This is a genomic window from Paraburkholderia sp. RL17-337-BIB-A (genome assembly GCF_046025895.1).
GTDB classification, from domain to species: Bacteria; Pseudomonadota; Gammaproteobacteria; order Burkholderiales; family Burkholderiaceae; genus Paraburkholderia; species Paraburkholderia fungorum_C.
This window is the reverse complement of record NZ_JARESY010000001.1, coordinates 508021-521118: the sequence shown is the minus strand read 5'-3', so window position 1 is coordinate 521118 and position 13098 is coordinate 508021. Positions and strand designations below refer to the sequence as shown.

10 protein-coding genes and 1 pseudogene are annotated in these 13098 nt (G+C 62.0%); 1 reads left to right on the top strand and 10 read right to left on the bottom strand.

Annotated features, from left to right (window positions below; all coding sequences use genetic code 11):
• Positions 1–9: 9 nt before the first annotated feature.
• The 4 genes from P0D84_RS02450 to edd all read right to left on the bottom strand — a co-directional run bounded on the left by P0D84_RS02450 (position 10) and on the right by edd (position 4736).
• On the bottom strand, positions 10–513 hold the full coding sequence (locus tag P0D84_RS02450) for a gluconokinase (RefSeq protein ID WP_408332142.1): 504 nt from the start codon (positions 511–513) through the stop codon (positions 10–12).
• Positions 514–524: 11 nt separating this feature from the next.
• Entirely contained in the window at positions 525–1910 is a 1386-nt protein-coding gene (locus P0D84_RS02445) for a GntP family permease (RefSeq protein ID WP_408332140.1), read from the bottom strand.
• A gap of 253 nt (positions 1911–2163) precedes the next feature.
• Positions 2164–2805, bottom strand: coding sequence for a bifunctional 4-hydroxy-2-oxoglutarate aldolase/2-dehydro-3-deoxy-phosphogluconate aldolase (gene eda, locus P0D84_RS02440; RefSeq protein ID WP_408332138.1), 642 nt, complete (start codon positions 2803–2805; stop codon positions 2164–2166).
• Positions 2806–2831: 26 nt separating this feature from the next.
• The gene (gene edd, locus P0D84_RS02435; RefSeq protein ID WP_408332136.1) at positions 2832–4736 is read right to left on the bottom strand and encodes a phosphogluconate dehydratase; all 1905 of its coding nucleotides are present in this window, start codon (positions 4734–4736) and stop codon (positions 2832–2834) included.
• Positions 4737–5027: 291 nt separating this feature from the next.
• Between edd and P0D84_RS02430 the strand changes: the two genes are divergently transcribed.
• Positions 5028–5873, top strand: coding sequence for a MurR/RpiR family transcriptional regulator (locus P0D84_RS02430; protein WP_408332134.1), 846 nt, complete (start codon positions 5028–5030; stop codon positions 5871–5873).
• A gap of 291 nt (positions 5874–6164) precedes the next feature.
• Here P0D84_RS02430 and P0D84_RS02425 read toward each other — a convergent pair.
• The 6 genes and pseudogenes from P0D84_RS02425 to P0D84_RS02400 form a co-directional block, all read right to left on the bottom strand.
• Positions 6165–7595, bottom strand: a pseudogene (locus tag P0D84_RS02425) (YadA family autotransporter adhesin); the annotation flags it as partial.
• Positions 7528–8391 (bottom strand): hypothetical protein, encoded by an 864-nt coding sequence (locus P0D84_RS02420; RefSeq protein WP_408339624.1) that lies wholly within the window; start codon positions 8389–8391, stop codon positions 7528–7530. The gene P0D84_RS02420 and the pseudogene P0D84_RS02425, both read right to left, overlap by 68 nt.
• Positions 8392–9005: 614 nt before the next feature.
• Complete coding sequence (locus tag P0D84_RS02415) at positions 9006–9422, bottom strand: CopD family protein (RefSeq protein ID WP_408332132.1); 417 nt, start codon at positions 9420–9422, stop codon at positions 9006–9008.
• Positions 9423–9584: 162 nt separating this feature from the next.
• Positions 9585–10856 carry a glutamate-5-semialdehyde dehydrogenase gene (locus tag P0D84_RS02410; RefSeq protein WP_408332130.1) on the bottom strand — a complete coding sequence of 424 codons (1272 nt, stop codon included), beginning with the start codon at positions 10854–10856 and terminating at the stop codon, positions 9585–9587.
• A 419-nt stretch (positions 10857–11275) separates the two neighbouring features.
• Complete coding sequence (gene holA, locus P0D84_RS02405; RefSeq protein ID WP_408332128.1) at positions 11276–12394, bottom strand: DNA polymerase III subunit delta; 1119 nt, start codon at positions 12392–12394, stop codon at positions 11276–11278.
• A gap of 84 nt (positions 12395–12478) precedes the next feature.
• Positions 12479–13030: an LPS-assembly lipoprotein LptE gene (locus P0D84_RS02400; protein WP_408332126.1), complete on the bottom strand. Its 552-nt coding sequence runs from the start codon at positions 13028–13030 to the stop codon at positions 12479–12481.
• Between the last annotated feature and the right edge of the window lie 68 nt (positions 13031–13098).

Here is a 13098-nt window from a genome sequence, read left to right as displayed (position 1 = left end):
GCCAGAAACTCAGCGCGCCCTCATCTGAATCAACACCTCGTCCACGATTTGTTCCGGCGACAATGCGATGCTCACCGTGATCGCCTCGTCCGGACCTGGCTCTTCGAGCGTATCGAGCTGGCTTTGCAGCAGCGACGGATCGAAGAAGTGACCCGTGCGCGTGGTCAGCCGCTCGCGTAGCATCTCAAACGAACCCTTCAGATAAACGAAGCACACGTCCTTATCACCGTTGCCGCCGCCGCGCAGAACATCGCGGTACGAGCGCTTCAGCGACGAACACGTGAACACCGCCTCCTCGGCCGCCTTCTGCTTTTCTTCGATCGCCGCACGGATGGTTTGCAGCCACGGCCAACGGTCTTCGTCAGTGAGCGGAATGCCTTTGTGCATTTTCTCCTTGTTGGCGGTGCTGTGAAATGCGTCGCCGTCGGTGAACGCGCAGTGCAGGCGTTCCGCCAGCATTTCGCCAATCCTCGTTTTGCCGGCGCCCGACACGCCCATTGCGATCAAAATCATCAAAAAACTCCTTACACGACCGTCGCGAGCGCGAAAGTCAAACCCAAGCCCATCAGTGAAATGATGGTTTCGAGGAGCGACCATGTCTTGAAGGTCTGCCCCACCGTCATACCGAAGTATTCCTTGATCAACCAGAAACCGCCGTCGTTCACGTGCGAAAAGATCAGCGAGCCCGAGCCGGTGGCGAGCACCAGCAATTCCGGCGTGACCTGCACGCCGCTCGCCGAGGCGATCGGCGCGACGATACCGCAGGCGGTCGTCATCGCCACTGTCGCCGAACCCGTGGCCAGACGGATCAGCGCGGCCACCAGCCAGCCGAACAGCAACGGCGACAGATGCATGGCCGTTGCCACGTTGACGATTTCCTTCGAGATGCCGCTATCCATCAGCACGCGCCCGAAACCGCCGCCCGCGCCCACGATCAGCGTGATGCCCGCGATCGGCGCCAGACATTCGCCGCAGAACTTCTGGATCTGCTCACGATTGAAGCCGCGGCTCGCGCCAAAGGTCCAGAAACTGACCAGCACGGCGATCAACAGCGCGACGTCCGAATTACCGACGAAACGCAGCAGGTCGTTCGCCAGGGTCTTCGGCGTAAACACGAGGTCGGCCCAACTGCCGATCAGCATCAGAATCACCGGCAACAGGATCGTGAACAGCGTAATGCCGAAGCTTGGCAATTCGCGTTTAGGTGCCGCCTGTTTGGCGTCATTTTGCGCGTCGTCAGCGTGGCCGAGGAATTGCGCGGCAAGCGGATTGCTCTCCGGCAGCTTGATGTAACGGCTGATCAACAACGCGAACAACGGACCGGCGACGATCGCCGTCGGCACGCCCACGATCAGCCCGTAAGCAATCGTCTTGCCGATGTCGGCGTGATAGGCCTGCACCGCGAGCATCGCGGCCGGGTGCGGCGGAATCAAACCGTGCACGACGGACAGACCCGCGACCATCGGCAAGCCGACCAGCAGCAGCGACTTGTTGGTGCGTTTGGCGACGTTGAACGCGATCGGAATCAGCAGCACGAAACCGACTTCAAAAAACACCGGCAAGCCGACGATGATCGCCACGACCATCATCGCCCAGTGAATGTGTTTCTCGCCGAACTTGTCGATCAGCGTGGTCGCGATGCGCTCCGCGCCGCCCGACTCGGCCATCATTTTGCCAAGCATCGTGCCGAGCCCGACCACGATCGCAATGTGACCAAGCGTATTGCCGTTGCCGGTTTCGAACGATTTGACGATAGTGCCGATCGGCATGCCGGATGCGAGACCCAGCAGCAGCGAAACAATGATCAGGACGAGGAACGGATAAACCTTGTAGCGGGTGATCAGCAAGATCAGAAGCGCGATGGCGATCACCGCGAAGACCAACAGCGTGCTGCCGTGGACAGCTTCCATGAAGCTCCTCCTTTGCATTTATTGATTTTAGGTGCGCAACGCAGCTGGCACCGTGTCTCGTTGCGGCCTGCGGCGACCTCGAAACCCGGCCAACCGCACGGACGCTGAATTCTACTGTTTGTCGTCTCTCAAGGCGCGCTAAACCGGCACACGTCTAGAAAAAAGAGCCCCGCCGCGACAGCCGGAAAGACCGTATCGACAGGGCTCCCTATGTCGGACCCGACTGGCCGGTTAAATAGCGTGCCGTTTCAACTTAGTGGGCCGGCGCGGCCAACTGGCTGGCCGCACGCGCGAGACGCGTGACTTCTTCCCAGTTTTGCGCCGCCAGCGCCGCTTTCGGCGTGAGCCACGAGCCACCGACGCACACCACGTTCGGCAGCGACAGGAAATGCGTCGCCGTCTCGGCCGTGATGCCGCCGGTCGGGCAGAACTTCAGGTCCGGGAACGGGCCATGAAAAGCTTGCAGCATCGGCACGCCGCCGGCCTGCTGCGCCGGGAAAAACTTCACGATCTCATAGCCGAGTTCCAGCGCGGTGATGATGTCGGACGGTGTCATCACCCCCGGCAGCAGCGGCAAGCCGGCATCTTGCGCGGCCTTGTGCATGTCTCTCGTCAGACCCGGCGAGACGCCGAACTGCGCGCCCGCTTTCTTCGCCTGAGCGCAGTGCTCCGGCCTCGTGATCGTGCCGACGCCAACCACGATGTCGTCGGCCAACTGGCTCGCGCGTTCAATTGCGCCCAGACCCGCTGCGGTGCGCAGCGTGATTTCGAGCACCTTTACGCCACCCGCGTGCAGTGCGCGCGACACGTGTTCACCCTGCTCGACCGAGTCGAACGCGAGCACCGGAATCACCGGGCCGAGGCGCACGATATCGCTTACTGTTTTCGCCGTCATAGTCAGACTCCTTGTTTCTGCAGCGTTTAGCTGGCTTGAGTGGTGCTTGTGTGTTCTGTGGTGTGTGCTTTGGCCCGCTCACCGTGGTGCGCCGCGCGCTCGCCCACCATCGGACCGAACACCGAGGCGCCCTGCTCCGCCGGCGCTGCCGCCGCACGGAACACGCCGAACAGTTCACGGCCGAAGCCGACTTCGTTCTCCGCCTGGTGCAACGGCAACGCTTCCGGCCGCGCCGCCCATTCGGCCGCATCGATTTCGATGTCCAGCACGCCGGCATCCGCATCGATCACCAGCATGTCGCCGGTGCGAACCTTGCCGATCGGACCTTGCAGCAATGCCTCCGGCGACAGGTGAATCACTGCCGGCACCTTGCCCGACGCGCCCGACATGCGGCCGTCCGTCACCAGTGCGACGTGGAAACCTTGATCCTGCAACACACCGAGCAACGGCGTCAAACGATGCAGCTCGGGCATGCCATTTGCGCGAGCGCCCTGAAAGCGCACAACAGCAATGAAATCGCGCTTCAGTTCGCCCTTGTCGAAGGCGGCCTGCACCGCTTCCTGCGAATCGAACACGATGGCCGGCGCCTTCACCTTGCGGTGCTGCGCAGCCACTGCGGAAATCTTGATCACGCCGCGGCCGAGCTTGCCTTGCATCAGACGCAAGCCGCCGTCCGGCTGGAACGGTTCCTTGATGCCGCGCAGCACCGCCGTGTCTTCGCTCTTTTCCGCACCGGGCACCCATTGCAGCTTGCCGTCGATCAGCTTCGGCTCTTCGGTGTAGTGATGCAGCCCCTTGCCGGCGACTGTGTTCACGTCTTCATGGAGTAGGCCGCCTGCCAGCAGATTGCGGACCAGGAATGCGACGCCGCCCGCAGCGTGGAAGTGGTTCACATCGGCCTTCCCGTTCGGGTAAATCTTTGCGAGCAGTGGCACGGCTTGCGAAAGCGTGTCGAAGTCGTCCCAGTCGATCACGATGCCGGCCGCACGCGCAATCGCGACCAGGTGCAGCGTGTGATTGGTCGACCCGCCCGTCGCCAGCAACGCGACGATGCCGTTGACGATCGCTTTCTCGTCGACCACGTGGCCGATCGGCATGTAGTTGCCGCGGTCCACCGTCAGATCGAGCACGCGGCGCGCGGCCTGCGCGGTCAGCGCGTCGCGCAGCGGCGTATGCGGATGCACGAAAGCCGAACTCGGCAGATGCAGGCCCATCACTTCCATCAGCATCTGATTGCTGTTCGCGGTGCCGTAGAACGTGCAGGTGCCATGGCTGTGATACGCGGCGGCTTCCGCTTCGAGCAATGCGTCGCGGCCGCACTGGCCGGTGGCGAAGAGCTGACGGGTCTTGGCTTTGTCGTCGTTCGAGAGGCCGCTGCCCATCGGGCCGGCCGGCACGAAAATGGTCGGCAGATGGCCGAATTGCAGCGCGCCGATCAAGAGGCCCGGCACGATCTTGTCGCAGATGCCGAGGCAAAGCGCCGCGTCGAACATGTTGTGCGTGAGGGCGACCGCCGTGCTCATCGCGATCACTTCGCGCGAGAACAGCGACAGTTCCATGCCCGCATTGCCTTGCGTGACGCCGTCGCACATGGCCGGCACGCCGCCCGCGAATTGCGCGACGCCACCGTTTTCACGCGCGGCCTCTTTGATGATGTCGGGGTAGTTTTTGTACGGCGCATGCGCGGACAACATTTCGTTGTACGACGATACGATGCCGATGTTCGGCTCGCGGATCGCCTTGATGGCGAACTTGTCGTTGCCTTCGAGGCCGGCAAAACCGTGAGCCAGATTGGCGCAGGAGAGTGCACCGCGCGCCGGGAACTTGCCTTGAGCGTGATGGACGCGGGCCAGATACGCCTCGCGAGTGGGTTTGCTGCGCTCGACCACGCGTTGCGTGACCTTCAACAATTGCGAATGCGGGGAAACCATCGGAGCTCCTTCGTCGCTGGCGTGGAGGCGTGCGCGCACTGTGCCAGGTAGGTATCGCGGGGATGTCGGATCAGTCGACGATGCAATCTTAGTAGAAAAACTACACGATCGCAATCACGACGCCTGTTGCACTGCGGCATCTTCGAAAGGCCGCATCGCCTTACTGGCTTTGCCTTAGCGATCTACACGTCTAAACCAGGGATTACACCTAGCTGTAGATATGTAGTTTTTGTAGCTTCCTCAGCAATCAGATATAGTCCACGCATTCTTCAGCATAGTGCGAGTTTTCCGATGATGCTGTCCCAGGTGGAAGCGATGCGCGAACAGTTGCGCCCGTCCGAGCGCAAGCTGGCCGATTACGTGATTGAAGCGCCACGCGAAGTGCTCGATTTGTCGATGACCGAAGTGGCCGCGCGCGCCGGTGTCAGTCAGCCGACCATCGCGCGGTTCTGTCATGCGCTCGGCTTTTCGGGCTTTCGCGAGTTCAAGATCCGGCTGGCGCAGGGGATCGCGGCGGAAGTGCCCGCCGTCTACCGCGACGTGCGGCCGGACGAGCCGGCGCCGGGCGTCGCCGCGAAGGTGCTCGATCGGACCATCGGCGCGCTGATCCAGGTGCGCAACAATCTCTCGTCAGATAGCGTGGCGGCGGCGATTGCGTTGCTGTCGCAAGCGCGCCGCATTGAGTTCTACGGAGCGGGCGGTTCGGGCATCGCGGCGCTGGATGTGCAGCACAAGTTCTTTCGCCTGGGCATGCCGAGCGTCGCGTATTCGGACCCGCACACGTTTCTGATGTCAGCGGCGCTGCTGGGTGAAGGCGATGTGGTGGTGGCGATTTCGAATACCGGTCGCACGCGCGATATCGTCGATGCGGTGAAGTCGGCGCTGGCGGCAGGCGCGAAGGTGATTGCGATCACGCACGGCAATTCGCCGTTGGCGCGGCTTGCTACGGTCGGCTTGTTTGCCAACGTCGACGAAGACACGGATATCTTTTCGCCGATGACCTCACGCGTTTCGCATCTGGCGATCGGAGATATTCTTGCCGTGGGTGTGGCTTTGAGTCGGGGGCCTGAGCTTGTCGAAAAGATGGCGCAGGCGAAGGAAGTGATTACTCGCAGAAGGATCGAGCCGGGCGCGTGATGTTTACGGTTGGTCGCACACTGGACGTTTTGCGGTTGGTCGCACGCCCGACGTTTGCAGCGACATGCGTTCTCGTAGCGACAGCAGCGGTAGCAGGGCAACGCGTCGCTCGGGAAAGATGTGCGACGTGTCCGCGCAATCGTATCCACTGTTCGGTACGTCAACCGCACGCGCAAAAAAAGGACGAGCTCCTCGAAGGGAGCCCGCCCTTTTTCTTTACTAGCGGGTCAAACTTGCGGCCCGCGGAAAGGCGCGGCTCAACCGCCGCGCCTTTTCACCACTGTCACACGCTTACCACTGATACGAAGCACCGGCGCCAACCGTCGTATTGTTTCCACTGATGCCCGCACCCATCTTGATCTTCAGATTCGCCGTGATCCGCGCTGACGCGCCGATCGCCGCGGCCTGATAGCCCTTGTAGTTTGCCCCGGCGACGCCGACTGCCAGCGTCTTGCCCGGATCGACTTCCGGGATCATCGTCAGCGCGGTGGCGGCTGCGACGCCGGCGTAGGCATTGCGTGCGACATCATTGATGCCCGACTGGAATTGACGCATGTTCACGGCATCTGTTGCAGCCTTGCCATCCGCGACGTTTGTAATACGACGCTCGTTGCCTTGCGAACCCACAGAGACGGTGTTCGCCTGATCGGCCACCGACTCCGAACCGATCGCCACCGAGTTGTTACCGCTTGCCTGCGCCCCGCCGCCGATCGCCACGGCATTGTTGCCGGTAGCGACTGCCGCCGGCGCACTTCCTGCGTTGACGGAAATCGCGGTGCTGCCGGTTTGCTGCTGGTTCTGCACCGTATGGGACAAACTGGACAGTTGCTGGTTGGTATTCCACAACTGCGCGCCGGTCACTGCATCTGTGCTCGCCGCGGACAGTTCGGCATCCTGCAAATTGGTCAACTTCACCTTCGCCGCATCGGCCGAGCCACCCAGCGTCACCTGATTGTGCGCCGACGTGTCGTACACCATCGCGTTCGCCGCCGAACCGTTGCCCATCGAACCGACGATCGACTGCAAGCTCGCGATATCGGTGGTGTTCTGCGACACACGGACGTCGATATTGCCAAGCGCGGCGCCGACGCTGTTCACAGCCGTGCCGCCCACGTTGTAGTTCGGCGCCGAAACCGTGCCGTCCGCGTTGACGGTAGAACCACCGCCTAATGCCGCCGCCGTGCTGGCGGCATGCGCAAACAGTTGCGAGCCGTTCACCGCATCCACGCTCGCCGCGTTCACCGCACCGGCTGCCACACCTGTCACCACGCGGTTGCCCGCTGTGCCGGCCATGTTGACCAGCAGGCCGTCTGTCGTCGCGCCGACCAGCACGTCACGCGATGTCTGATCCTGCGTCACCATACCGAGGCTGCCATCGCCGATCTGCGTCTGCAACGACGACAGGTTGGTGTTGAGCGCATCGAGCGCGCCGCCGACCGTGGTTTGCGTGCCGCCGAGCATGTGGTAGGTCGGGCTGGCGACCGAACCGTCCGTGTTCACTTGCGCACCGCCGCCGAGCGATGAGACGGCAGCCCCGAGTTGGCCCAGATTCACTACATCCGTGCTTTGCGTACCTGCCGCAACATTCACGATCCGGCGCTCCGCGCCAACCTTTCCCACTGAAACAGTGTTCGCCTGATCGGCCACCGAGCGGCTACCCAGCGCCACCGCTGACGATGCCGAGGCGTTCGTCATAGCACCCAGGGCAACACTCTCGATACCGCCAGACTGTGCGCCCATACCCACGGCCAAAGTGTAATAGGAACTCGCGCTGGCATTTCCCCCGAAGGTTAGCCGCCGCGTTGCTCCCGATGGCTATTTCATAGCCCACTTGGCTCCCACCACCTGTCGCCCGAGCATTGGAACCAATGGCGATCGCACCTTGACCATACTGTGCGACATCCGACTGGGCTCCAAGGAAGCCCGTGTCAGCCAGAGCCTTCGAACCGATCGCAATGTTGTCGCCTGCATAATATCCAACAGTCGCCTGATCCGAGCCATCGCCCTTGCCGCCCGCCTTCAGATAAGGAAGATTATTTACGGTTGTCTGCAAGTTGAATAGCTGAGAACCGTTCACCGCGTCCGTGCTCGTCGCCGACACTGCGCCCGCCGCCATCTTCGTGATCTGCTTGCCACCCATGTTGAGCGTATTCAGCGCAAAGAGACCACTGTTCGTGATCTTCAACTGGTCGACGCCACCTGCACCGATGAGAACAGTGTTCGGATCAATCACCGTGAGATACGCACCCGGATTGCCGCTGCTGTTGTAGGAAACTATCCCTGCCTGCCGCGCCCCGTTGACTGAGGTGCAGTCAGCGTTGGTGACGATCTGCCCGCCGTCCGCGGAAGAGATGCATGCGGAGTTTGCCGTGCCGGTTCCCAGGACGCCGACCGCAAATGAGTTGGGCACAGCCGCTACTGCGGCGCTCGTCGCCGACCCGAACCCAGCACCAGCCGCCAGCATCCCAATCAGCACCGATTTGCTGTCAAAGCTTGTCTTGCCCCGACCTTTCGTCACTTCGGATGCGGCGACATACGTTCCAGTGACTTCATTCCATACCGTCTTATATGACTTGTTCACGACTTTACCCTTGAATACCTGATAGCGATCGGCGCCTCATCGGTCTCCCGTGCGCACCCTTTCCTACAGAAAGATCGGGCGCGCAGCCTGTACCACGGAGTATTCGTGACAACTGGCATCCATCCTTCTGATGAGGACGTCACTTTAGGATTAGGGGAATATCGCCAACAATAGGATTAGTCTTAAAGAAATCGCATTGCTTTCAGACATTTTGGGACTTTACTGGAGTCTTATAAGACTTTTGAATTGAAGGAAAAGGCTGGCCCAGTATGGTCGAGGGACGCCCTGGCATGTCGTGATCTGCGAACACAGGCGAGAAAACTTCTACGGTTAAAACTGAAAAATCAGAAAACGTCCGTTAGCGCGAATCGCAGGTTTGCAATCGTGCAGGTTGGTCGCGCAACGGCTCGAATCGAATGGAAAGAATGGCGAAATATCGCCCGGGCGGCGGATACCCGTTGTGAATCGCATCCCCCGCAATGACGCGCGCGCCCCGGGGGAGGATGAAAAGGCTTGATAGATTGATTGAAACGGTCGGGTTGTCGCTACCTCTAGAACGGCTTGATCACCACCAATGCCACCGCCGCCAACATCCCCAGCACCGGCAATTCATTGAACATCCGATACCACTTGTCCGACCGGCGATTCTCCCCGCGTTCGAACGTCCGCAGCAGCACACCGCAGTACGCGTGATAAATGATCAGCAACACCACCACGCCGACCTTCGCGTGAATCCAGCCCTGCCCCCGCCCGATTCCTACCGCTAGCCACAACCACAGTCCGCACGCCAAAGCCGGCACCGCGATGAACGTCATGAAGCGGAACAGCTTGCGGGCCATCGTCAACAATCGCGCCGTGGCGGCGGGTTCCGTCTCCATTGCCAGATTGACGAAGATGCGCGGCAGATAGAACAGGCCGGCAAACCAGGAAGCAACCAGAACGATGTGAAACGTCTTTACCCAAAGCATCAACGGTCCTTGCGACTTGTATCGTGGAAATCAGCGCTCGTGGCGGCGCGTTCGTAATGAAAAGAGGTAGCCGGCCGCATTTCCCGGCGGCGTTCGCGATTAAACGCACAGCCGACGGCGCTTATTCCGGCGTGCGCGATGAAATGCGCGGCCGACGGCGACTTATTGCCGGCCTTCGCCATGCCCAAGCACGACGTACTTCATGGACGTCAATCCTTCCAGCCCAACCGGTCCGCGCGCGTGCAGCTTGTCGTTCGAAATGCCGATCTCCGCGCCGAGGCCGAATTCGAAGCCGTCCGCGAAACGCGTCGAGGCATTGACCATCACGCTCGCCGAATCGACTTCGCGCAAGAAGCGCATCGCACGGTCGTGGTCTTCGGTGACGATCGCGTCGGTGTGCTTCGAGCTATATGTGTTGATGTGGTCGATCGCCGCGTCGAGATCGTCGACCACCTTGATCGCCAGCACCGGCGCGAGATATTCGGTGCGCCAGTCTTCTTCGGTAGCATCGACGAGCTGGCCGACCCCGGCGTCGGCCAGCACCGCGCGCGCCGCGGCGTCCACGCGCAATTCGACTTCCTTATCGCGATAGAGCTTGCCCAACGGCGGCAGCACTTCAGCCGCGATGCCGCGTGCGACCAGCAGCGTTTCCATCGTGTTGCAGGTGCCGTAGCGGTGCGTCTTCGCGTTGTCGCAAACGGTCAGCGCCTTGGTCAGATCCGCGCGATCGTCGACATACACGTGGCAGATGCCGTCGAGGTGCTTGATCATCGGCACACGCGCCTCGTTCATTAAGCGCTCGATCAGGCTCTTCCCGCCGCGCGGCACGATCACGTCGACATATTCGGTCATCGTGATCAGCTTGCCGACTGCGGCGCGGTCCGAGGTGGCCACCACTTGCACGGCGTCCTGCGGCAAACCTGCGGCTTCCAGTCCTTCGCCGATCAGCTTCGCCAATGCCGTGTTGCATTCCAGCGCTTCAGAGCCGCCACGCAGAATCGTCGCGTTGCCCGACTTCAGGCACAGCGCGGCGGCGTCGATCGTTACGTTCGGACGCGATTCGTAGATGATGCCGATCACGCCGAGCGGCACACGCATCTGGCCGACCTGAATCCCGCTCGGCCGGTACTTCAGATTGCTGATCTCGCCGATCGGATCGGCCAGCGCGGCGACTTGCCGCAGGCCTTCGACCATCGTCTTCAGCGCCTTGTCCGACAGCGTCAGACGGTCGATGAAAGCGGCGTCGAGACCTTTGTCGCGCGCACGGGCTACATCGCGCGCGTTGGCTTCCTTCAGCAGCGCGGCATCGCGTTCGATCCCGTGAGCGACTGCGGCGAGCGCGGCGTTCTTCGCCGCCGTCGACGCCCGCGCCATCGCACGCGAAGCGTGGCGGGCGCGGCGGCCGAGGTCGGTCATGTACTGGTCGATATCCATGGTGATTCTCGTGGTGCCGCGCACATCGAGGTGCGGCGGACAGGCAAAGTTAGCGAAGGATCGAAAGATTGTAAGTCGGGTGGCGGAGGTTTGCTTGTCGTGGCGGCTGGAGTGGCTGCGGTGGGATCCTTGGCGCCGATGCTGCTGACGGTGCGGAGCCTGATATTGCACTGGCGCCGACCATGCCGTGTCTCCATGCCTGCTGATTGGAGAAGCTCGCCAGCCACTCGTCAACATGCCGGCCTCACCAGCCACGTGGACGACTTTAGCGGCGTCGGGACCTCGTCAGCGTGGCCAGCCACTTCTGGCACTTCTGGCACTTCTGGCACTTCTGGCACTTCTGGCACTTCTGGCACTTCTGGCACTTCAGGCACTTCAGCCACTTCAGGCAGCCACTCTAGCTGCCTCGAGCGCCCAGATCAGCCCGGTCTGCGTGTCGGCGCAACCGCCCCGGCCCGAGGTCGTGGCGGCGGCACGGGCGCTGCTTTTGGCGAAGCTACCGTCATGGCCAGTTCAAACAGACCGTCCCACGGATCGGGCGGCGGATCGTTGCGATGATTGCCCGGCGTGCCGCCCGACAAGCCTTTAACCTGCCTATCCAGCCGCGCCGCCAGAGCCAGCGCTTTCTCCAGCGCGCCTTCAGTGACGCGCGACAACGCCGGCCCGATCAGCCGCTCACGCGGCCCCCACACGCGGTTCTCGCGCACCAGCATCGCGAGCGGCTTGCCCGCCGCGACACCGCGCTTGATCCGCAACAATGTCCGCACTTCTTCGACCACTGCCCACAGCACCAGCACCGCAGCTTCGCCTTCGCCACGCAAGCCGTCGAGCATGCGTGAGAGCCGACCGACGTCACCCGCCAGCATCGCTTCGTTCAGCTTGAAAACGTCATAGCGAGCGACGTTCAGCACCGCGTCCTGAATCTGTTCAAAGCTCAACGAACCAGCCGGATACAGCAGCCCGAGCTTCTGGATTTCCTGATGCGCAGCCAGCAGATTGCCTTCAACACGCTCGGCGATGAACGCCAGCGCGCGCCGCCCTTCTTCCCCGGCAACGACCCGCTGGCCCTGCGCGGCAAGCCGTTGACCCACCCAATTCGGCAACTGCGCACGCTCGACCGGATCGATTTTCAACGCCACGCCGGCATCGGCCAGTGCGGTAAACCACGCCGACTTTTGCGTAGCCGCATCGAGCCGCGGCAACGTGATCATCGTCAGAACATCGTCATTGACGGCGGCGGCGAGCGCCTTCAGCGCATCCGCGCCCTCCTTGCCGGGCTTACCCGAAGGAATGCGCAATTCGACCAGTTGACGGTCGCCGAACAGCGACATCGATTGACTCGCGCCAAGCAGCGAACTCCAGTCGAAGCCGCGCTCAACCGTAAACACCGAACGATCGGTAAAACCGGCCGCGCGCGCCGTCGCACGAATCCGGTCGCTCGCTTCCTGCGCGAGCAGATGCTCGTCGCCGTACACGACGTACAGCCCGGCGAGTCCCTTCGCGAGATGCGCTTCGAGCGCGTCAAGTCGCAGTTGCATGGCTACCGATCGGCGAGGTTAACGGGCTGCATGAGCGAGTACATAGGCACATGCAGCAAGCGAAACAAAGACACAATGCGACGCTCACAGCGGCGGCGGCGGCAACGGCGCGCGCGGCGCCACCGACGGCACCTGCTGACCCGGCGCCGGATGCAGCGAGCGCACCAGCGACAACCGGCGCGTAAGCTGGTCTATCGCGTCGTTTTCCATGTCCGCGAAGAGGATGTCGGCCTCAGCGGCCTTAGCTTGTGAAAACTGGTCGCTATAGGTCATCGCGCGGTTTAGCGCGATCACGCTCGACGGAATCAGCACTGTGCCGTCCTTGCCGACCAGCGTGTAGGTCATCGACAGATTCAGTGCATACTCTTCGACGACACCGAGCGAGTTCAGCGTGAGCGTATTGACGCCGCGACCCTCGGTGATCTGCAGCGTTGCATCGGCATTCGCGACGGAAGTGACCACCACCGTGTCGCTGCCGCCCTGCACCATGCGTGCGAGCCGCGCGCCGGCCGCAGCCGAACCGCCGGAGACATAGAGTCGTTTGAATGCGTAGTCCTGCTGGCCGCGCAACTGGAAGCCGCAGGCGGACAACATCAACACGCTGCACGCCAGCGTCAATAACATTCTGCGAGTCACATTGGCTCCTGGTTCGCAGTAGATTCCGCAGCGAGAGACAAGCGCCGCCGCGCGCAGCGGCGCCTGTC